18 protein-coding genes and 2 pseudogenes are annotated in these 20,131 nt (G+C 53.9%); 9 read left to right on the forward strand and 11 right to left on the reverse strand.

Features of this window, described 5'->3' with window-relative positions; translation table 11 throughout:
- Nucleotides 1-198 precede the first annotated feature (198 nt).
- A complete protein-coding gene (locus ACN1C3_RS12015) occupies nt 199-2,427 on the reverse strand; it encodes a polysaccharide biosynthesis tyrosine autokinase (protein ID WP_419116022.1) in 2,229 nt (742 codons plus the stop codon).
- A gap of 37 nt (nt 2,428-2,464) precedes the next feature.
- Complete coding sequence (locus ACN1C3_RS12020; RefSeq protein WP_419116023.1) at nt 2,465-2,905, reverse strand: low molecular weight protein-tyrosine-phosphatase; 441 nt, start codon at nt 2,903-2,905, stop codon at nt 2,465-2,467.
- Between the two features lie 749 nt (nt 2,906-3,654).
- Between ACN1C3_RS12020 and ACN1C3_RS12025 the strand changes: the two genes are divergently transcribed.
- The 8 genes and pseudogenes from ACN1C3_RS12025 to ACN1C3_RS12060 all read left to right on the forward strand — a co-directional run bounded on the left by ACN1C3_RS12025 (nt 3,655) and on the right by ACN1C3_RS12060 (nt 9,913).
- A complete protein-coding gene (locus tag ACN1C3_RS12025; protein ID WP_419116024.1) occupies nt 3,655-4,182 on the forward strand; it encodes a hypothetical protein in 528 nt (175 codons plus the stop codon).
- Between the two features lie 16 nt (nt 4,183-4,198).
- Complete coding sequence (gene rfaH, locus ACN1C3_RS12030; protein WP_419116100.1) at nt 4,199-4,705, forward strand: transcription/translation regulatory transformer protein RfaH; 507 nt, start codon at nt 4,199-4,201, stop codon at nt 4,703-4,705.
- Between the two features lie 1,067 nt (nt 4,706-5,772).
- Nucleotides 5,773-7,881, forward strand: a complete 2,109-nt coding sequence (locus ACN1C3_RS12035; RefSeq protein WP_419116025.1) for a C1q-like domain-containing protein — start codon at nt 5,773-5,775, stop codon at nt 7,879-7,881.
- 29 nt (nt 7,882-7,910) lie between these two features.
- On the forward strand, nt 7,911-8,324 hold the full coding sequence (locus tag ACN1C3_RS12040; protein ID WP_419116026.1) for a hypothetical protein: 414 nt from the start codon (nt 7,911-7,913) through the stop codon (nt 8,322-8,324).
- A gap of 60 nt (nt 8,325-8,384) precedes the next feature.
- Nucleotides 8,385-8,462: pseudogene (locus ACN1C3_RS12045) on the forward strand (cell wall hydrolase); the annotation flags it as partial.
- Between the two features lie 118 nt (nt 8,463-8,580).
- Nucleotides 8,581-8,730, forward strand: a complete 150-nt coding sequence (tnpB, locus tag ACN1C3_RS12050; RefSeq protein WP_419116027.1) for an IS66 family insertion sequence element accessory protein TnpB — start codon at nt 8,581-8,583, stop codon at nt 8,728-8,730.
- Between the two features lie 125 nt (nt 8,731-8,855).
- Nucleotides 8,856-9,047 (forward strand): hypothetical protein, encoded by a 192-nt coding sequence (locus ACN1C3_RS12055; protein ID WP_419116028.1) that lies wholly within the window; start codon nt 8,856-8,858, stop codon nt 9,045-9,047.
- Between the two features lie 476 nt (nt 9,048-9,523).
- On the forward strand, nt 9,524-9,913 hold the full coding sequence (locus ACN1C3_RS12060) for a cell wall hydrolase (RefSeq protein ID WP_419116029.1): 390 nt from the start codon (nt 9,524-9,526) through the stop codon (nt 9,911-9,913).
- Here the strand turns inward: ACN1C3_RS12060 and rfaH (ACN1C3_RS12065) are convergent.
- The 5 genes from rfaH (ACN1C3_RS12065) to ACN1C3_RS12085 form a co-directional block, all read right to left on the reverse strand.
- Nucleotides 9,910-10,416 carry a transcription/translation regulatory transformer protein RfaH gene (rfaH, locus tag ACN1C3_RS12065; protein WP_419116030.1) on the reverse strand — a complete coding sequence of 169 codons (507 nt, stop codon included), beginning with the start codon at nt 10,414-10,416 and terminating at the stop codon, nt 9,910-9,912. The genes ACN1C3_RS12060 and rfaH (ACN1C3_RS12065) overlap by 4 nt on opposite strands.
- Nucleotides 10,417-10,674: 258 nt before the next feature.
- On the reverse strand, nt 10,675-12,069 hold the full coding sequence (locus ACN1C3_RS12070) for an undecaprenyl-phosphate glucose phosphotransferase (protein WP_419116031.1): 1,395 nt from the start codon (nt 12,067-12,069) through the stop codon (nt 10,675-10,677).
- 369 nt (nt 12,070-12,438) lie between these two features.
- Nucleotides 12,439-13,113, reverse strand: coding sequence for a winged helix-turn-helix domain-containing protein (locus ACN1C3_RS12075; RefSeq protein ID WP_419116032.1), 675 nt, complete (start codon nt 13,111-13,113; stop codon nt 12,439-12,441).
- A gap of 37 nt (nt 13,114-13,150) precedes the next feature.
- On the reverse strand, nt 13,151-13,906 hold the full coding sequence (locus ACN1C3_RS12080; protein ID WP_419116033.1) for an EAL domain-containing protein: 756 nt from the start codon (nt 13,904-13,906) through the stop codon (nt 13,151-13,153).
- Nucleotides 13,907-13,939: 33 nt separating this feature from the next.
- The gene (locus ACN1C3_RS12085) at nt 13,940-14,680 is read right to left on the reverse strand and encodes a winged helix-turn-helix domain-containing protein (RefSeq protein WP_419116034.1); all 741 of its coding nucleotides are present in this window, start codon (nt 14,678-14,680) and stop codon (nt 13,940-13,942) included.
- 535 nt (nt 14,681-15,215) lie between these two features.
- On the opposite strand from ACN1C3_RS12085, the pseudogene ACN1C3_RS12090 reads away from it, so the two are divergent.
- Nucleotides 15,216-15,332: pseudogene (locus ACN1C3_RS12090) on the forward strand (oxidoreductase); the annotation flags it as partial.
- 17 nt (nt 15,333-15,349) lie between these two features.
- Here ACN1C3_RS12090 and ACN1C3_RS12095 read toward each other — a convergent pair.
- From ACN1C3_RS12095 to proX, 4 genes are all read right to left on the reverse strand, one after another.
- Nucleotides 15,350-15,841: an Lrp/AsnC family transcriptional regulator gene (locus ACN1C3_RS12095; RefSeq protein ID WP_419116035.1), complete on the reverse strand. Its 492-nt coding sequence runs from the start codon at nt 15,839-15,841 to the stop codon at nt 15,350-15,352.
- A gap of 148 nt (nt 15,842-15,989) precedes the next feature.
- Nucleotides 15,990-17,375 carry an aspartate aminotransferase family protein gene (locus ACN1C3_RS12100; protein WP_419116036.1) on the reverse strand — a complete coding sequence of 462 codons (1,386 nt, stop codon included), beginning with the start codon at nt 17,373-17,375 and terminating at the stop codon, nt 15,990-15,992.
- Between the two features lie 23 nt (nt 17,376-17,398).
- Nucleotides 17,399-18,871, reverse strand: a complete 1,473-nt coding sequence (locus tag ACN1C3_RS12105; protein ID WP_419116037.1) for an NAD-dependent succinate-semialdehyde dehydrogenase — start codon at nt 18,869-18,871, stop codon at nt 17,399-17,401.
- Between the two features lie 165 nt (nt 18,872-19,036).
- Nucleotides 19,037-20,071 (reverse strand): glycine betaine/L-proline ABC transporter substrate-binding protein ProX, encoded by a 1,035-nt coding sequence (proX, locus tag ACN1C3_RS12110; protein WP_419116038.1) that lies wholly within the window; start codon nt 20,069-20,071, stop codon nt 19,037-19,039.
- Nucleotides 20,072-20,131: the final 60 nt, after the last annotated feature.

Genomic DNA, 20,131 nt, shown 5'->3' on the forward strand with positions numbered 1-20,131 from the left:
TCGGGCGTTTTTCGACAATCAATCGGTAGCAGCAAGAACTATGGTTTTGACACGCTACCGCCCCAGGATTAGACGCTAGTCCCTGAGAGCGGCTTGAATTATCAATGATTCTGCATCGTATGTTACAGATGCAGAAAATGCGGTGCTATGGGTGCTGTGAGTAAATGTACGCGACTATCATCAGGGCTGCGGTGTAGCTTAAACGCTCTCTGACTTATATTCGTAGTTGTAATAACCATAATCGGCATAGCCATATTTGGCCGAGGCGCGTTTTTCAACACCATTGAAAATGGCGCCTTTCAAATCAATGCCATTTTGAGCAAAGCGTCGCATGGTCAATTCGATTTCACGAACCGGGTTAAGTGCAAAACGCGTCACAATCAAGCTGGTGCCCGACTGACGGCCGACAATGGCCGCATCCGTTACCGCCAGCAACGGCGGGGTATCGAGAATCACCAGGTCGTACTGGGCGCTGACTTGTTCCAGAAAGGCACTGAAGTTTGCGTGCATTAGCAGTTCTGACGGATTGGGCGGTATTTGGCCGCGGCCGATAACGTCAAGGTTCTCGAATTCAGTTCTATTAATCGCGGTTGCGAGGTCGCAACGCTTAATCAGCAAATCAGAAAGCCCGTTTTCAGCGGGGACTCCGAATACTTTATGCAGATACCCTTTGCGCATATCCACGTCGATAAGCAATACACGCTGGCCGGTTTGAGCGACGACTGCGGCGAGGTTGGCGGAAATGAACGTTTTACCTACCTTGGGGCTCGGGCCGGAGATCATCAGGCGATTATTGCTGGCTTCGAGCATGGCGAAGTGCAGGCTGGTGCGCAGGCTGCGCAATCCTTCTATGGCCAGATCGGTGGGGTGACTGCTGGCCAGTATGGGGGCGACCTTGTTGGCGTGGCCCCGGCTACGGGGGAGTTTGCTTTCTTCACCTTTCTGCAGTGTGCTGAAAGGAATGGATGCATACACCGGCAATCCCAACTTTTCAATTTGATCCGGGTTTTCCACGCCGCGGTTAAGGGCTTTGCGAAAAAGCACCACTGCAATCGCCAGGAAAGTCCCGAGTAGGGTGGCGATGAGTACAATCAGGGCTTTCTTGGGTTTAACGGGCTTGCGCAGATCTACATCGGCGGTATCGATCAGGCGTACGTTGCCCACGGTGCCGGCACGCATCACATCCAGTTCCTGGGATTTGTTCAGGAGCTGGGTATAAATTTCGGTGCTGACTTTTACATCGCGGGTGAGGCTAAGGAGTTCTTGCTGCGTTGAAGGCAGGCCCTCGACTTTTTTGGCCAAGCCATTCTGCTTGCCTGTCAGCTCGGCTAATTGGCTGAGCAAGGCCCGATAGGCCGGATGCTGAGGGGTAAACTTGCGATCCATTTCCGCTTGCTGCATTTTCAGTGCGGAGATGCTGGTATCAAGCGCCACAATCTGATCGAGAATGGCTTTGGCTTCCAGGCTGATATCGATGGATTTACTACGAATTTGATACTTGTTCAGGGCGTTTTCGGCTTTTTCCAGGTCTTTACGGACCTGAGGCAGCTGATCTTTGAGAAACTCCAGGCTTTGAGCGGCTTCGGCCGACGTCCGCTCAACATTTTGCCGTACATAGAGCTTGGCGATTTCATTCAGGATTTGAATGGCTTCAGCCGGGACCGTGCTCTCAAGAGCAAGCCCAATCATGCCGGATTCTTTACCACGTTCTGTTACATCGAGCACCTTTTGGTACTGCAAGATACTGGTCATGCGTGGGTCGCGCACAATGTTGAACCTTGTGCCGGGATTAGCCTGCAACACTTCGACCTGCAGTTTGATGCCATCCTGGTCATAGGCTTGGCCCACTTGGCTCTGGACCAAGACATTGTCGTCTTCATCCAGCAAAGTGAAGTGGCCGCTTTCACCGCTGACCAAAGTGAGTTGTTTACTCATGAGCTGTTGTGGGAGCTCGAGCTGAAATACTTTCAGGGTTTCGCCACCCCAAGCAAAGCTGCTCATGCCAAGCCATGGCGTCGCGACCGTATTCATAGCGTCTGGTTTGAACCGACGAGCAATAAAGTCACCGATCACCGGAAAACGGTTCGGCTCGACGGTAAGATCGAGCCCTAGATTGTCGACAACCTTGCCGATGATTGCGCGCGACTTGATTAATTCAATTTCTGTGGCGGAAGGCGACTCTTTACCCAGCATGCTGCCGATATCGGAGAAACCGAGCATGTCATTTTTTTTTGCCTCAACCTGTATCAAGGCAGTCGCCTGGTAAACAGGGGGGGCTAACACCGCATAGGCCGCTCCAACGGCCATAGAGGCAGCGGTGACCCCGGCAATCAACCATTTATGATCGACCAGTGTCCCGAGTAGGCCCATGAAGTCGATTTCATCATCATCATCGTCATGTGAGGTTAATGCTGGAGTTTGCTGCATAAGTGGGTTCTTTTTTAACAGGTATTCGAGGAATGGTTTAGCGTGCGAGACGCCTGGCCCAAGCGTTTACTGCTTCTTCAATCAATGCGTATGTATGCACAAAAGCAGGTTTGCCTTGACGGTAGGGGTCGCTGATTTCGCGGTCGTTCTGCCACTTGCCCAGCAAGAAGACCTTTCCGCGCGCTTCAGGCGCAATCTTGAGAACACGTTCTATGTGCTGCTGCTCCATCACCAGGATCAGATCCGATTCGCTGATGGCCGCCGGGGTCAGTTGATTGGCTTTGTGCTCTTTTGGCAGATGGCCATGCTCTTCCAGTACGATCCGGGCGGTGGGTTCGATAGGGTGGTCTTCAAGCGCACCAAGACCTGCGGAGCTGACTTCGATGTCGGTCCGGTCCAGTGCTTCTCGCAACAAATTTTCTGCAGTGGGACTTCGGCAAATGTTGCCAATACAAACGATTAAAATCTTCTTAAACAAGGCAACCTCCTTGGACATGCCACATTTGTGATGATGGTGCAATTGGAAAGCCTGAAACTTTGTTTCAACGGCGCTCTTCAACTCAACGGCACTTCTTTGACTGCTTGCAGCTATTTTGGCGTGTGCCTATTCTTTCCGTGAGGCATTACCGTGCTGAATGAGCCTTTCCATTGTGAAGGCTCTGGCGGCCCGCTGGAATCCGGACGGTGAGCCTGCTTAACAGTTGCTATGCTAAAAATCATAACTGCGAATCCATGACAACATCAACCATTAAATATCGCGCACTTACTGGCTGCCACGCCGCGAAAAATTTATCCACGTATAAAGCCAGATATAAAATAACATTTTTGATTTTTCTCAGACGAAATATAACGTTTTCGACTTTTCTTGTGCTGTCGAGTAGGGAGTGTGTTAATTAACGGAGGTGTTTAGTTTCATGCCGGGAGTGAAGGATGTTTCCTTGCGTGATGGCTTCTCTAGCGTTCGCTCATTGATTATAAGTGTCACATGTTTTTAAAGGACAAGCTTTCGTGATTTCCCCATTCCTTTTTCCAGCTGTTGGTTATGGTGCCGACTTCTCGCCATCCACTAAGGTCATGCTCAGGGAAGCACTATCAACGGTAAACAAGCGGCTCCTCCATTACGCCGGGCTTTGATAATGCGTACCCAAAGATGTTGCAAGAAAGCGCTATCCGAATGCGCTGACCGAAGCAGTACCGGGACTGTTTTTCTGTATGGGCGAGGCCAGGATGAGTAATCCGGAGTTTAAGGTAGATCTGGCCCAGAATCGGTCAGGTGCTGAACTGACGAAAGGGAGAGTTTGCCGCGCTGTTCACGCGAATGCCGCCAGGTTCAAGCCAGGCACATTAGCCCTCGGTAATGAGCCCCAAGCTTCTGGATATGGCGGTAGCGGTTTGATGTCATGGCTGTACGCTTCGGAGGATGGCTATTCTCGCAATAAAGAGCAGCCAGCATTGCTGATTGAGCGCATTGGTGCGTTTCCATCCTCAGGAGAAATCCGTCGCAAGGTCGAGGATCCGCTCGCGGTGCTTGAGCGGATCAAAAGGCTGCATGCTGCTCTGGCTCTGGTGGTCGATGAGGCAGAAGGACTTAGTCTGGTTTTAGCCGATTGGCGCTTCAAATTGCGGATATCGACTATCGAACCTGTGATTTTTTTGCGCGTGGAAAGTCGTGGCGATGTCGCGTTGATGCAGGCGAAAACCGCGGAGCTACTTGAACAAATAGGCGGAAAAGGGGCTGATTGTGTCCAACCATAATACTGCGGCTGTTCAAATGACCGCGCGTGAGAGCCTCACCGCCAGGGTGTGGTATTTGGTTCAATGCAAGGCGAGCCAGGACGAACGTGCGGAAATAAATCTGGTTAACCAGGGGTATACCTGCTTTCGCCCTACGCACCGGCGCGAGCGCGTTTTACAGGGGCGCAGGAGGATTACTCGCGAGTCGCTGTTTCCGGGTTATCTGTTTATTCAGCTCGGTTCGGATGAGAGCTGGTCGCCTTTGCGTTCTACCCGCGGCGTATTGCGAATTGTCAGTTTTGGAGGCAAACCGCTACCCGTAGATGATGCCTTGATTGCACAACTTTATGAGCACGATAGCGGAGCCCCTGTGGAGGTTCGGTTTGCCTGTGGAGAGAGGGTTCGTATCAATGAGGGGCCCTTTGTCGAATTGGAAGCGATCTTCCTGGCGATGGAGGGCGAGCAGCGAGTGGTACTTCTGATGACACTGCTGCAGCGTGAGCAAAGAATTAGTATGCCCTTGGTGGGTATCAGTAAGCGTTGAGAAGCCCCTATGTAGTGGTCAGCTAATCCCGGACACGACATTAAGAACGGTCTGAAGTACCCACCGATTTTTGATGCCCTCTCTGCTTGAGGTTCAAAAAACGTTTACTCGGTCGAAAACCAGACCTTTCTGCGCGTAACTCATGGTTTTCCCTCTAATTGCGCCGTTTCAGGACGATTAGCCCACATTACAAGCGCACCTTTCCCACACTCAAGAACCACTTTAGCACCATCGACTCACTGAGCGTTTGTCGTCTGCACCGTGATAGACGCTCACGTCCCCAATGCCGATCAGTTAAGGCGCAGAACCTGTATGGAACTGGCTTACCTTGCTATATGGGTAATCCAAAGGCTTCGCCCTAAGCGCATGGCACCTCGCTCCAGTGCCCATCAGGGGGGGGCGCCGCACTGCGGCGGAGTCAGATTTCATACCCTGAGGGTCTACCGCCGCCGCTGAGGGATGGCTACGGGTTTCAGGCGGTCAGCCCTATGATCCGCTCTGAATTGCAAAGTGGGCGTTCCAGGCAGCGGCGCTGATACACCTCGGTGCCGACGTCTTCTGTGTCGTGGCTACTCGGTGATGCTCAGAGCCAGGTGTTTGAAGGATGGTTCGAGTACGTTTTCATGTCGGGCACCTTGTGGTTTGAATGCCCCCCCTGAAGACTCCGTTGGGACTTGAAACCTACCAGGCCCGGTTCACCGATATCTACAGCGGCCCGACATAGGTGGGTGTGAGTCATTGGCGATTCACGGCAAACCTTGAGTTGTTCAAGTGGCCATTGATTGAGGCGGAATGGGAGCTGATCGCACCGGACTACATCCTCATGTCTGACATCTTCGACAGGGCCATGAATCAGGATTGGCCTAGATATTATGAAGATTGATTTATCCCAGTAATGGCCAGCCCTGGCCATTACGCACTTACGAAATTTCCACCGCTATACTGCTGGCCACTCCTATTCTCGAGGTTTGGTCGTCATGGTAAATCGCCGGCAACTGTTAAAACTCAGCGCCCTCAGCACCGCCTCCTTCGCGGCGCCGACGGCATACTCCATGAGTGAGATGACCATGAGCTACAACACCGGCAACCCAATCGGCAGTACCAACCCGCGCGATCTCTTCGACAACGCGAAATGCTTCGATAGCTTCGCCAACGGTCCGGCGCACACCTACAAAGATCGGCTTGGGGTGAATCGCAAAAGCATCCCCGGCATGATTGCTGAGTTCGACTCAGATCAGTCGCAGCGAGATAGTCATTTTCAAAGTGCGCAGGAAGCGCGCGCTGAGCAGTTTGATCGCTTCATGGAAGAGAGCGCGTACGCGCTGATTGGTGACTACGGCTCTGGCTTAGTGATTGAGCGCCACAGTCAGTACGTTATGAAAGATGGACAGCCATACCGACTATCGTCGTTTGTCTCCGTCCCTTACACCACCACCGGTGACTGGGCGACCGAGAGCGACGCGTTTGTGTTGCTCGGGGACGATGTGCTGCGGCAGGAATTAGCCAGCTCCATCGACCCGAGCAAAGGGGCGGCGATGGTTCTTTACACTCTCCCTGTCGCCGGGGCCGTACCATCAAATTTGTACGAAAAAGCGCAAGTGATGGCTAGCGCAACTTTAAATTTCGGGGCTGATCCCACTGGCGCAACCAACTCAACTTCTGCATTGCACGCTTTCTATACATATTGCCTAGGAAATGGGCATTCTGTAGAGATCCCACCCGGCGAGTACTTGGTTACACCTGGGCAACTGGATTTCTCGATGCCGTGGAGTGATCGTCCATTCCCACATATTATAACCGCAGGTCATGGGGCAGTTAAATTCATTGCTGCCTCCGACATAGATGCCCCTATGCTGCGCATCAACAACGGCACAGCTAATGCGGCGTTGTACAAGTTGTGGCGGGGGGGCAGTCACGGTGGTATTACCTTTGTTGACCCGTTTTCTGCATCCACGGCTACTCGGCGGCACGGCTTATCTATATATGGTTTCTGCGGAACCGAGTTTGGTTATATGAAAGGTCAGAATCTACGGGGGGATTTGCTTCACTTTGAGCGCAAGCTTTACGCGGGAAATAACCCAGACCCTTATAACGTCTCGAGCTGCGACTTTAAGGGGGTTGAGTCTATAGGTTCGTTAGGTTACGGAATTAATAACGACAACAGCGTTGGCGTAACCCATTGCAGATTCAAATTCATCCGTGTTATTGATGGCGTAGCTGGAGGTATTCGCGGGCTTGGGGTTGCTAGTGAGTATATGCATATTTCCATGGGCAATCAGAGGGGTTGGGCAATTGACGTGCCGTTCGATCTTCTAGTAGGCGGGCGAACAACAATACGACTCCTTGAATTAGACAATTGCGAGAAGTGCTACAATATTGGTTCTATCTCGGGTTTGGATATTCTAGAGTCCCGCATAATGCACCGGTACAATACCGCTCCAAACACCTCCTTGGTGTACTGGCCCACGGTTAGTTATAATGTCGGAGCGACCGAATTACTAGTAACTAGCCTGAACATAAAAGGGTTTCATCGAACCCATTCAGGTGGCCCACTATCAGCAATTGGACAATTCGTTAACTTCAACAACAACACAGACTTGCGTGGATGCAAAATTGATCTAGATATCTCTGATAATGGTTTTTTAGGCGTTCTGGATACGCAGTTGGTCACTGGGCTGAACCGGAACTCCGTTGATATGGTAGTGACTAGCAGGGGCAAAAAAGTAGCCAGCACCTCCAGTATTATCGGGTGCTCAGTTATAGGGGCTGTCGCTCAAAAAATCGGCACATCAGGTTTCGCAAGTGAGGCCGCAAAGATCATTTTCCCCACAGAGCTGTTCGATACCGGGGGTAATTATGATCCGGCTACTGGTTATTTTAAGGCGCCTTATGCAGGCATATACCGTTTTCGCATGCAATTAACAGTGGCGATGCCTGTCGGCACTCGGCTGCGCTTCGGCTTGTCCAGAACTACGAATCCTATCTATCTTGCGGGTGGAGCGGGTGTTGCCAAATCTATATTTGCAGAGTCATATTCCATCGATAAAGAAGTTACTCTAGCTGCTGGGGATCTTGTCTTTGTCATCGCTGAACAGAACAGTGGCGCTTCGATTAACCTGGCTGGAACAATTGACGCAACGGTTGAGAACTCATGGTCAATTGAGGCGATGCACTAGCCGATACTGGCTATCATTTATAGTGATCGATGAATTATTACTTTCTTAAGTACGCAGATAACCTCTCAGATAAATTCGGTGGCGAGAAGTATGGTCCGCTGATTAAGATCCGACCGAAGCACAAAGAAGACCCCGGACTGCTTGTACATCAGAAAACCCATGTGAGGCAGTGGTATACCGTGATGGCGACTCTCTTGGTGATCGCTGTAGCTGGTTGGATGTCCGTCACTCCGTTGTTTCTGTCTTTGGCGGGGCTGGCGCCATTCGGGCACCAGCTGTTGTACAGGTATGTCAGGTCTTATCGTCGTTGGTGCGAGGTTCGGGCATACCACCAAATTGCTGCCGGGGGCTACACCAACAAGGAATTTGCGGTAAACGCCTTGGTCGAGAAGTACGACCTGGGGCTGAACATCAATGAAGCCAGAGCGTTGCTCAGCGACTGAAGCGCTGTGCTCCTCGATACTGCCCGCCATGTGCGGGTTTATTTTTGTCTGGAGAAAGCCATGCCTGTAACAGATAAGGACCGAGACATCCTTGCCCGTACACTCTGGGGAGAAGCTCGCGGGGAAGGGTTGGCCGGATCACCGTGGAATTAGTGGCCGGATGTTCATGGAATGGGTGGCCGGATGGCCGTGGAGTCCGCATCACCACCTGATCCCCGATGCTGTGCTCCCGATTCCTTTCCGGAGCCAGCACCTCATGATGCGTCCCGACGCAAAAGTCGAAAAAGTCTATCTCTACCCCAAGCCCGTCGACTTCCGAAAATCCATCGATGGCCTCGCTGCTCTGGTCGAACTGGACATCACGCCAAGGGCCGCTGATCAATCTGCTGCCGAAATACAAAGATGATGTGGGCTTGATCGAACACGAAAAGACTCATGTGCGGCAGTGGTATGCCGCGATGGCTCTCGGGCTGCTGGTCTGCATACTGCTGGCACAACTCGCCTCGCTGTCCTTCTGGATGGTGTGCCGGGTTGCGCCGTTCCTTCATCAGCTGCTTTACAGGTTTGTCCGGCGCCTATCGGCGCTGGTGTGAGGTTCGGGCCTACCGCCAGCAGATTGCAATCGGGGGCTACACCAGCCAGGACTTTGCAGTAACCGCCTTGCTCGGGAAGTACGATCTGGAGCTGGACACCGATGAAGCCATGGCGTTGCTGGCGGACTAAAAAGGTAGCGCTCGACTCATGCCTCAGAGTCCGTTACGAGTGAAATTTTCTTTCACGGGGAAGTGGGCTGGCTTGTTATTACCTAACGTCGTAGCCGGAAACTTTGAAAACTCCGCTTGCTGGAGAACACTCCCGAGTCGCCTCGAAGTACATACAGGGTTGCTCTGTGGATGGCTGTCCTTCGAGAGCATCCATACCCCCTGATTTTTTTATAGGCCCATCCCCATCCCCGAGACTTGCTGTTTTCAGCAGGTGTTAATTTCACTTCAGAGCCTCTAGCAGTGGTGTTTGCTGGGATCATAGCAATGTGCCTCTGTTAGAAACGCGTCAAATAATAACCTTTCATGTATCAGGGTTAATACATATCCGGAGCTTGGTCGTCAGGAGAAAAAACACGCCAATTACCCCGCAGCATTTGCTGGAGGTCTCCCCGAACGCCCGCCCAGTCGCGGGCTTTTTTACGATTGGAGAAAACCATGACGGTCACAGATAGAGATCCAGACATTCTTGTCCGCACACTCTGGGGTGAGGCTCGAGGGGAAGGGTTGGCCGGTCGGATTGCCGTCGGCTGGACGATCCGCAACCGTGTGAACGATGGCAAGGCAAAGTCGTGGTGGGGCGAGGGCTATGCCGGTGTGTGCCTGAAGGTCTGGCAGTTCAGCTGCTGGAACAAGAACGATCCGAACTTCAGATGCCTGAGTGGCGCCAAGCCAATTCCGGCCGGACAGTTTGCCCATCCGAGAGCCAGAGGTGCGCACTGTGCGGGTGGTGGTGCCGGCGCTTGTGCTGTGCGACGCTGGAGCTGGTCATACTCTTTTCGATCAGCTGCGCTCGGCGACTTCCGTACCGCGCCCCACTGTTCTTAAAGCCTGGTGATGCTCGACATCGGCAGGTTGATGCGCTGCTCGCGTTGCAGAATGTTCATTAGCAGCACCACCCGTTCATCGCCATCCATCGCCATAAACAGCGCCTCCAGTTCCGCAAGCGTCCCTTCATTGATACGCACCGCATCGCCTTGTGTCAGCAGCGGTTGTGCGCTGGGTTCACGCTCGCGCAGTTGAAGGTGATCGATAATTTCATCGGCAATCGCGACAGGTTGGCCACCGAAACTCACAGTCCTCAACACGCCTCGCGTCGAACGCAGGGGCGCCCAGTTGTCGTGCAAGCTGAGTTGGATAAACAGATAGCCAGGAAACAGCGACTCACTGAGCGTTTGTCGTGTGCCCCGTGATAGGCGCTCACGTCGATAGGTGGGGCGATAGCATTCATACCCCTGACGCATCAGGTTGTCCTGGGCGCGTTTATCTTGCTTGGCTTTGCAGTGAATCAGGTACCAGGCCGGAACCGCACATTGCTCACTCGCGATCATCGCAATCTTCCTTGCTTGGCGAGTTAATGGTCTTGCGTTGTGGCCACAATCAAATGCCAAAGGGGACTTACGTCCCCAATGTAGGAGCAGCCGGTCGACGCTCGATTGGTCCCGGCGGCGTTCCGACGATGGACTCAAGGGCGACGCGTTTATTCAGTAAACATGCGTTATCGTTAACGTCCATCGCGAGCAATCGAGCGTCGACCGGCTGCTCCTACAGTCTGCTGGCACACAATCAATAAGCTGAAGTCTTTGCCGTCAATAAATGTCTTTTGACAGCAAGGTGAAGGGGGTCTTGATCAGGATTTTTATATCAAGCCACAACGACCAGTTATTGATGTATTTGAGGTCGATCTCGACGCGCTTTTGCATTTTGTCGATGGTGTCGGTTTCGCCGCGGCAACCGTTGATCTGAGCCAGCCCGGTAATGCCTGGCTTGATTCGGTGGCGCGCCATGTAGGCGAGAATTTTGCCGGAGTAGTAATCATTGTGCGCAATGGCATGAGGGCGCGGCCCGACAAGGGCCATATGGCCTTGCATGACATTGAACAGCTGCGGTAGCTCATCGATTGAGGTGCGACGGATAAAGCGCCCGACCCGAGTGATCCGTGAGTCATTGCGACTGGCCTGCTTGACCTCATGATCGTGGTGCACGCGCATCGAGCGGAACTTCCAGACCTTGATGACTTTGCCATTCCAGCCATGGCGGTCCTGTTTGAAGAGCACGGGGCCTGGGGAGGTCAGTTTGACGGCCAGTGCAATGATTAATAACAGCGGGCTTAGAGCAACAATGGCCATCAGCGCCACGCTTTTGTCGAGCAGGCTCTTACTCAGGGCGGCAGTGGGTTGGCTGGTCAACGGGCTTTCATTCAAATAGATGGCTGGCAAGCCATCCACGTCTCTCACCGAGTGATTGAGCAGCATCAGGCTGTTCAAGTCCGGAACCCAGACAACGTCGACGTTGGCATCGAGCAAATTAATGTACATGGCTTCGATTTGTGCCGCTTCACTCAGGGGCAGCGTGATGTACAGACGTCGAATGTCATGGGTCTTGATCAGTTCCAGCAGTTCCTCCTGCTGACCCACGACACGAGGTGCACTCATCTGCTGCAAGGGAGTGGCGTCAGTACTGATCAGGCCGACCAAGGGGAGGTGCTCAAGGGTGCGGAGCTTTTTAGCCAATTCCAGTGCCAGCTCGCCAGTACCGACAATCAGCGTTTTATGGTCGCTTTGAAGTAACCGTTGATAGAATTTGGAAAAGCCCTGCAGAGGCACGTATAAAAGCGCCTGTCCGATATAGCTGGTGACGGCCCACACCAGGATGATTTCACGAGAAAATAGCTCACCGGCCTTGGAGGCAAAGCCCACAAAGGCCAATGCTGCCAGTGTCAGCAACCAACCCATGAACAGGCGTCCCAACCCCGTCAGGTAGCCATCTTTTTTTGCATAGACGCCACACCATGTATAGGCCGGGACTGAGGCGAGAACAGTGACTATTGCGCACACCCGATAATAAAACTCTACCGTTCCTTGCTGGTAATAAACCAACAGGAACAACAGGGCGACAACATAGCCCAGTGCAAGTGCCCATTGTCCCCAGAAGGTAAGTCCTTTGAGGCTGGTATCTCGATTGATACGAAGATTGTTTACCATGCTATATCCTCAAAATACGTCCATTCATGTGTCGACAGACAAATGCCAAGTTGTTGAAGCCAAAGTTATTATTGTTTTTGAGATGGCAAAGCGAGAGCGATAGCAATAGCAATACCGCCGTCGGCGCTATCGACAGTGAATAGATTAATTTATTGAGGGGGGTTCTGTCTGACGACTTTTAACGGTCAATATCAAGGTGCCACTAATGTGGGGTGGCGTTAGAAATGGTCGGTGATAGAAAGTGGTGTAGTTGGTATTGTAGGGGTGCTTATTGGTGCGGCGAGGGAGGTAGGCAAGAGTATTTATAAGTAAGAGAGGGGACGGTTTTTATTTTTGTAGTGGTACCGTCCGGGTCATTATTCTATGTATTCAGACCAGCTTTTTTCCGCGCGTTATTTTTTGTATGAGGCAGTAGCCACGGTTCCTGACTGCTCGGAAAAGACGTTCGCCGTTGCTGGCACTTTTAAATTTTTCCTGCAGCCGACTCAGGCACATTTCGAGACCCCGATAATGTTCTGGCTCTCTGCCGATGCTCCGAATAAGGTCGTCTTTACTGACTACGCGCTCCTCATGGTGCAGCATTTTTGTAACAAGGGTGACTTCTAAACCGGTCAGAACAATTTCAACATCGTCTTTGATCAAGGCGTTGCTGCTATTGCTTAGTCGCCAGGTTTCAGCGATTGGCGCGTGGGCTTTGGCCGCCAGGTCTGTGGAGTCATCGGCGCCATCCTTGGCTTCCTCTCTATCCGAGGGGATGCTGGCCGGCTGGGAGCTGAACCACTCAGATTCGAATGCTGACAAAATATCCTGTGTGTCATGCATGTTGGTGGGAAGGCCAACCCTGCTCACGTGCTGGGAAAAAACGTCAGTAAGCGTAGGGGGTGGGAAGGGTGAATCCATACCTTCGACAAACATCTTTGCTTGCGGTGTGCCGAACGAGTTATAGCGTTCACTGGACAGTATTGTTTCGAGCTCAAGTTGTGATGCCGGGCTATGAGTCACCACGACAAAGTATTTTCGAGTGAAGGTCATTCCATTTTCCATTTCGCTCTCCTGAGGGGGGGTACGCCAGGTTAGTAATTCAAAGGTTGTCGGCAGGGGAGTAATAGCTCCCTTGAAAGTAATTAAAAGGCAGGGCTCGTGCCAAGACATGGCTAGCGCTATGCTCGACCCTGTCGGCGATAAAAGAAACTTTAGTGTTGTGGCTCAGCATGGTCATGCGTTCATAGAGTTGGTTGAATAAATCAGGGTTGCCATTGAGTTTAAGGCTCGAGTCTAAGTCTGAAACAGGAATCTTTATATAGTCGAATAGATTCAGGCTTGTAAACATTTCGACACTTTCATCCTGAGGAATGTAGTGGTCGAGGGCAATTTCTACGCCGTGATCTTTCAATAGATACACGTTGTGCAGGATCTTCTTTTTATCCTGGAAACTGGCCGCCGACAGGGGTAATTCACTCAAGGCGACGACCAGTGTCTGGCCGAAAGCGCGCAGCGCGTCACCGGACTGTATCAACTCTTCTGTGAGTGCAGAATCGACGAGATCTGACTGTGCTACGCAAACGAATCTTCGGCTGAAGTATTCTTTCCCGGTGGCGGTGTTGCGGTCTTTTAGCGAGAAGGCAATCAGTCGGGTCTGCATCAGTATTTCACTGTAGATGCCACTCATCTGATGCGCCGGCAATGTGCAGGAGGCGTGAGGGGGCAGAACCTGTCTGCCGTCAAGGTTTATCCGTATCTCGCTGCCGAACGGGCAGTCATCTCGCGTCAGGATCAATTGTCGAGACAGATAATGATCTGCACCATTAACGTGTGAGGTGCACCCAGTCGCATTCATGAAGCAATAACTCCCCTGTAATATTAAAGTGAATCAGCTTGACGAAATCAGGCCTCTGCTTAAACGGTATCCATGCCCGCGGATGCTTTGAATGGCGTTGGTGCCATAGGTACTTTTTATTTTTCCACGAAGACGACTAATTGATTTTTCCAAGGCTCTTGGATCATAAAAATTTATATTCAGCCCCATGACGCTGGCAATTTCATCATGGCTCAAAATGTGATTCTTTGTGTGAGTCAGCGCCTCTAGCACTTTCATTTCCGCAAACGATATTTCCAGTTTTTGATCGAGGCCATGAAGGCACATACGTGTGGGATCCAGGACTAAGCTGATCTCCCTTTGCCATTCTGTACTGCAAAAAAAATCGGAAAGCACCTCAACGTTTTCGTCAGGAACACTGCTGAATTTGATGCAGTGATCGGCCCCGGCAAGATGGTATTTCATCTTGTTGTAAGTGCCTCTGCCGGTCATGATGACGGAAATTATTGGCGTCAGATTTTCGGCGCGAACATTTTCTACAACGGCGAGGCTCTCAAGGAAAGCATGGGGGCTGTCAATGATGACAAAAATCGCTCGATACGAACTGGAGTGCTGGTTTTTTTGGGGTAGATGGCTGTAGCTCGTCGTATCAATAGGTATATCGTTGCGTACATGGTTTGCTACCAACTGCCTGAAACCCTCAGCTAAAGTGTGGGTTCTCCCAATGGTGAGAATCCTCGTCTCCCCCGTTGTCTGACCGTGTGTGGTAGTGCTTCCTTTCCCTTTAAGCATCATGCTTTTGACTCGGACTGGTACTGGCATTTGAATGTTAATGCACTGGTTATCGTCTGTGACTGACGATTGCTAACATTTTCACGCATTTCTCACACAATTATCACGTCTTTTTTAACGTTGCTGTGAGTCTGTCGTGGTTCTGCCTTGTCTTTTTTGGGGGGGAACTATGAGGGTGCCTGCCTTGGGCTGTTCAACAATATCATTATGCCATCCATGGCGCTAGCGCTGTGTGCCCCCCGTAAATACTCGGCGAATGCCAGTAAAGTTCTCGCCGTGGCATCTTTGATGAAGTGTTATGAATGGGCAGGGATTTGTCGCCTAAAATAACGGGTTCGGGTCCGTTATTTAACACTGACCTTATGTAACGAGTGGGGTGGAAACTCGGCTCTGGACGTTTTATAACAGCGTATTCAGGTCGGCAGATTAATGCACTTTACTTATCTGTTGGTCTCATAGAGTTGATTGCGGAAAAATGTTGCCCTCTGCGTCGACATCAAACCCTGATCACCCACCGCGAAGACCTGGCGCGGATCACGACGGTGTCCCGGATCACCGGGATGTCTTCATGAGCGACAAAGAGCATGCGTTGAACGAGCCATTCACTCCGTGTTGTTCTCGCTCGAAAACCCGGCGATGGGTATTGGCGCTTTAGCTAACTGTCGCTTGGCGCTAGTCAGCGGGAGGTAAAACATTCAACGCCTGGGCCGGCAGCGCCCCGCCGGTCTTGATGGTCTTAGTGACGATATAGGTGAAGTAGCGCTCGATCCCCAGGTCTTCCAGCAGCAACTGATCAATAAACCGCTGGTACTGATCAATGTCCGGCGCCTGGATCATTGCGATGTAATCCACGCCGCCGCCAGTGGCATAACAGAACTCCACTTCGCCAGCGAAGCTCATGCGCTGTTCGAAGCGGCGCATGTCCTGTGCCGTGTGACGTGCGAGGGTGATTTGCACCAGCAACTGTTGGCTCTTGAACACCTGGTTCCAGTCGATCAAGGCGCGGTAACCTTTCACCAGGCCCGCGCTTTCCAACTTGCGCACTCGCTCCCAGGTGGGTGTCACCGACAGGTTGATCGCCTCGGCCAGGTTCGACTTGGTGATACGCCCGTCCTCGGAGAGGATCCGCAGGATTTTCAGGTCATAACGATCAAGCTTGTGCATCGTGAACGAACTCCGCAAGCGCATGGGTGAGTATCAGGCCATCAGTGGAGTGTGACTGTAACGCTCTTGCAACGGCTGCTCCAAACGGCAAAACCCCGATTATCCGGGGTTTGCTGTTTCATTAAGACGCGCAGAGGCTTGGGTGTACTCAGCCCAGCACTTCACTGGCCACCTGATCTATCGCACTGCGGGTAATGTCGACGATCAGATCCGCTTCCTCTTGGGTCAGGATCAGCGGCGGTGCGAAGCCAAGAATATCGCCATGGGGCATCGCCCGAGCAATCATGCCGCGCTCCAGGCACGCCGCCGAAACCCTCGGGCCGACCTTCAAGGCGGCATCAAACGGGGTGCGCTGCTCACGGTCGGCCATGAACTCCACGGCGGCGAGCATACCGTCGCCGCGCACTTCGCCCACCAGCGGGTGGCCTTCCAGGGTTTCGCGCAAGCGGCGGTTCAGGTAGCTGCCGACTTGCTCGGCATTGGCCGTGAGGTTTTCCCGCTCCAGGATATCGAGGTTGGCCAAGGCGGCCGCTGCGCAGATCGGATGCCCGGAATAGGTCCAGCCATGGCCCATGGCACCTTGGGACTCGGAAGCTTTTTCGATGACGTCCCATACCTTTTCGCCGACGATCACCGCTGACAATGGCGCGTAAGCGCTGGTCAGGCCTTTGGCCGTGGTGATCAGGTCCGGGCGCATGCCGTAGCGCTGGCTGCCCATTTTCGAACCCAAGCGACCAAACGCGCAGACCACTTCGTCGGCGATCAACAACACGTCGTACTTGTTCAGCACCGCCTGAATCGCCGCCCAGTAACCGGCAGGAGGGACCACGATGCCGCCGGTGCCCATGACGGGCTCGCCAATGAACGCGGCGACGGTGTCGGGGCCCTCGGCGAGGATCATTTTCTCCAGCTCGTCGGCGCAATAACGGACAAAGGCGGCCTCGTCCATGCCGGCCGGGGCTTTGCGGTACCAGTGCGGGCACACCGTGTGTTTGACGCACGGCGAAGGCAGGTCAAAATGCTGATGAAAAGTCGGTAGCCCGGTCAGGCTGCCGGTCATGATGCCCGAACCGTGATAACCACGATCACGGGAGATGATTTTCTTCTTCTGCGCACGGCCCAGCACGTTGTTGTAGTAACGCACCAATTTGATCTGGGTTTCGTTGGCGTCGGAACCGGACAGGCCGTAGTAGACCTTTTTCATGCCTTCAGGTGCCCAGTCCATGATGCGGCTGGACAGCTCGATGATCGCCTCAGTCGAGTGGCCGACATAGGTGTGGTAGTAGGCCAGTTCCTTGGCCTGCTTGTAGATCGCGTCGGCGACTTCGGTGCGGCCGTAGCCGATGTTCACGCAGTACAGCCCGGCAAAGGCGTCAATGAATTCGCGGCCTTCGTGGTCGCGGATGCGGATGCCCGAAGCGCTCTTGATGATGCGTCCCTTGAGCGCGCCGCTGGCGTGGTCGTGGGCGTGGGTCGAGGGGTGCATGAAGTGCGCGCGGTCTTGTTCGAACAGCGTATCGAGTTCTTGGTTCATGGCATGTCTCCTGAGAACTGGCCTTAGAACTGGCCTTGATGGTGCAGACAAAAGTATTTGGTTTCGACAAAGGCTTCGAAGCCCTCGGTGCCGCCTTCGCGGCCCAGCCCCGAGGCTTTCATGCCACCGAACGGGATCGGGTGGCCGGTGAACTTGACGCCGTTGACCGCGACCATGGCGTGGTCGAGGCGGCGAATCAGGGGGTAGATCAGGTCCAGGCGGTTGGAACAAACGTAAGCGGCCAGACCGTATTCGGTGTCGTTGGCCATTTCGATGGCCTGCTCCAGGGTGTCGAACGGCATCACCCCGGCGATTGGCGCAAAGTTCTCTTCGCGGTAGATGCGCATCTGCGGCGTGACATTGGCCAGCACCGTCGGCTGGTAAAACAATCCACCCAACGCGTGAGCTTCGCCGCCCACCAGGCGCTGCGCGCCCAGGTGCAGCGCGTCAGCCACCCGTTCGGCCGTGACATCGAAAGCGGCCTGGTGCATCAGCGGGCCGATGTCGACGTGTTGCTCCTGCTCGCCCACCAGCGCCGGGCCGACCCGCAGTTCACGCACGGCGGCAGCAAAGCGGCTGAGGAAAGCCGGGTAAATCGAGCGTTCAACCATGATTCGGTTAGCCGCGCAGCAGTCCTGCCCAGAGGTTTGGAACTTGGCCTCTACCGCGACTTTCACCGCCAGTTCCAGATCGGCATCGGCGCAGACAATGAACGGCGCATTGCCGCCCAGTTCCAGCGATACTTTCTTCACATCCTGGGCCGCCGCTTGCAGCACCAACTTGCCGACCCGGGTCGAGCCGGTGAAGCTGACGGATCGCACGCGGCTGTCCTGAACCAGGGTCTGCATGGCCATCTGCGGCTCGCCCAACACCACGTTGAACACACCTGCCGGGAAGCCGGCTTCTTCTGCCAACTGGGCCAGGGCGAATGCCGAATACGGTGTTTCATGAGCCGGTTTGATGATCACGGTGCAACCGGCGGCCAAGGCTGCGGCGGCTTTGCGGGTGATCATCGCCGAAGGGAAATTCCACGGTGTCAGCAGCGCGCAAACGCCGACTGGCTCCTTAACGGTGCCCAGGTGTGCGCCAGGGATATGGCTGGGAATGTTCTGTCCATAAAGACGCCGGGCTTCTTCGGCGAACCAGGGAATGAAGCTCGCGGCATAGGCGATTTCGCCGCGAGACTCGGCCAAGGGTTTGCCTTGCTCCTGGCTGAGAATGCGCGCGAGGTCTTCCTGATGCTCAAGGATCAACGCCGCCCAGCGCCGCAGAATCGTGGCGCGAGCGTCAAGGCTCATTTCACGCCAGGACGCAAACGCCCGGTGCGCTGCGTCGACCGCCGCGACAATCTGCGGCTGGTCGAGCAGGGGCACGTGGCCAATCAACGTAAGGTTCGCCGGGTCATGCACGGCGATGCTGCGACCGCTGTCACTGTGGACCCAATGCCCGTCGATGTAGCAAAGGGCTTTGAACAGCAGCGGGTGTTTGTAGGTCATTGCGTTCACTCCAAATGGTCTGAGTGGGACTTATGCTAGGGCAGGGCGGTAGCGGTATCTGGAGGTTTGGCGGGGGTACGGCAGCGGATTTTTTCTGATTGCGGGCCGTCAAACAGAGGTTTTTGTGGTGAGCAGGCAAACCCGCTCACCACAAGCTATCCGGCGCTACTGAGCGGCTTTGGCCGTGGCCACCCATCCATCCATCGTCGCCTTGTTTTCACTCATCCAGTCATCAGCCAATTTGCGAATGTTGCGTTCGCTGGACCCATCCTGGCTGATGGTTTTTTCCCAGTAGCTCCAGGTGGCCTGGGAGAACGTCATCTGCTCCACCAGGGCCTTGACGGCCGGGTTGGCAGCGACAAATTGCTTGTTGCCGATGGCGTACCAGTTCCACGCGGCCATGGCCATGCGGCAAGGGTCGGCGCCGCCGGCGCAACCGGCCACCCCCGGGGTCAACGCCGAAACTGTGCTCGGTACATTGCCAGGCAAGGCATCGAACGGTGTAGGCAGCCATACCACGTCCTTGCCCGGCACCATGGTGTTGGTCATCCACGACGGCGCCCAGGCATAGAAAAACACCGGCTCGCCGCGTTTAAGACGCGCGACGTTTTCGAACATCAGCGCCTCATATTTGCCGCGAACCGGGTTGACGGTGGCCTTGAGGCCGAACTTGTCGAGCTGATAGTCGACCACATCACCGCAGCCCCAACCCGGGTCGCAGCTGATCAGGTCAGCCTTGCCGCTCTTGCCGAACAGCCCGGCGATCTTCGGGTCTTTCAGCTGTTCCAGGCTAGTGATGTGGTAGGCGTCGGCGGTTTTCTTGTCGATCATGTAACCGTTATAGCCGGCGCCGGTGATGGAGCCGCTGCCCACTACCTCGGTGCGGTCCTTGACCTTGTCAAAGCTGGGTTGCAGCTGGGGCAGGGTCACGTCCATCGAGAGGTCCAGGTCGCCCTGGGCCGCCGCCGGGAAAAACAGCGTGGTGTTGACGGTGCTCAACTTGGTCGCGTAACCGAGGCGCTTGCTGGCTTCGATGGCGATTTTGGTGATGACGTAGTTACCGCCGGTGCTTTCCGACTGCACAAAGCGGATGGTCTTGCCGTTGCCCGGCAGGTCCTCAGCCTGCACCTGCGTGCAAGCCAGGCCCACCAGGGACAACGTTGCTGCAAATCCAAGCAAGGCTTTGAATGGACGCATCATGATTTCCTCTTTTTTCTCGTTATGGTTAAAGGTTGGCAGTCAACAACGGGCATTCATGAC

The organism is Pseudomonas sp. H11T01 (genome assembly GCF_048515765.1).
In the GTDB taxonomy this organism is placed as follows: domain Bacteria; phylum Pseudomonadota; class Gammaproteobacteria; order Pseudomonadales; family Pseudomonadaceae; genus Aquipseudomonas.

What these genes read in the sequence shown, in the direction of transcription:
- ACN1C3_RS12015 (WP_419116022.1), bottom strand. Translation starts at nt 2,427, where the DNA reads ATGCAGCAAACTCCAGCATTAACCTCACATGACGATGATGATGATGAA.
- ACN1C3_RS12025 (WP_419116024.1), top strand. Translation starts at nt 3,655, where the DNA reads ATGAGTAATCCGGAGTTTAAGGTAGATCTGGCCCAGAATCGGTCAGGT.
- rfaH (WP_419116100.1), top strand. Translation starts at nt 4,199, where the DNA reads ATGACCGCGCGTGAGAGCCTCACCGCCAGGGTGTGGTATTTGGTTCAA.
- ACN1C3_RS12035 (WP_419116025.1), top strand. Translation starts at nt 5,773, where the DNA reads ATGAGCTACAACACCGGCAACCCAATCGGCAGTACCAACCCGCGCGAT.
- ACN1C3_RS12040 (WP_419116026.1), top strand. Translation starts at nt 7,911, where the DNA reads ATGAATTATTACTTTCTTAAGTACGCAGATAACCTCTCAGATAAATTC.
- tnpB (WP_419116027.1), top strand. Translation starts at nt 8,581, where the DNA reads ATGATGCGTCCCGACGCAAAAGTCGAAAAAGTCTATCTCTACCCCAAG.
- ACN1C3_RS12060 (WP_419116029.1), top strand. Translation starts at nt 9,524, where the DNA reads ATGACGGTCACAGATAGAGATCCAGACATTCTTGTCCGCACACTCTGG.
- rfaH (WP_419116030.1), bottom strand. Translation starts at nt 10,416, where the DNA reads ATGATCGCGAGTGAGCAATGTGCGGTTCCGGCCTGGTACCTGATTCAC.
- ACN1C3_RS12070 (WP_419116031.1), bottom strand. Translation starts at nt 12,069, where the DNA reads ATGGTAAACAATCTTCGTATCAATCGAGATACCAGCCTCAAAGGACTT.
- ACN1C3_RS12075 (WP_419116032.1), bottom strand. Translation starts at nt 13,113, where the DNA reads ATGGAAAATGGAATGACCTTCACTCGAAAATACTTTGTCGTGGTGACT.
- ACN1C3_RS12080 (WP_419116033.1), bottom strand. Translation starts at nt 13,906, where the DNA reads ATGAATGCGACTGGGTGCACCTCACACGTTAATGGTGCAGATCATTAT.
- ACN1C3_RS12085 (WP_419116034.1), bottom strand. Translation starts at nt 14,680, where the DNA reads ATGATGCTTAAAGGGAAAGGAAGCACTACCACACACGGTCAGACAACG.
- ACN1C3_RS12095 (WP_419116035.1), bottom strand. Translation starts at nt 15,841, where the DNA reads ATGCACAAGCTTGATCGTTATGACCTGAAAATCCTGCGGATCCTCTCC.
- ACN1C3_RS12100 (WP_419116036.1), bottom strand. Translation starts at nt 17,375, where the DNA reads ATGAACCAAGAACTCGATACGCTGTTCGAACAAGACCGCGCGCACTTC.
- ACN1C3_RS12105 (WP_419116037.1), bottom strand. Translation starts at nt 18,871, where the DNA reads ATGACCTACAAACACCCGCTGCTGTTCAAAGCCCTTTGCTACATCGAC.
- proX (WP_419116038.1), bottom strand. Translation starts at nt 20,071, where the DNA reads ATGATGCGTCCATTCAAAGCCTTGCTTGGATTTGCAGCAACGTTGTCC.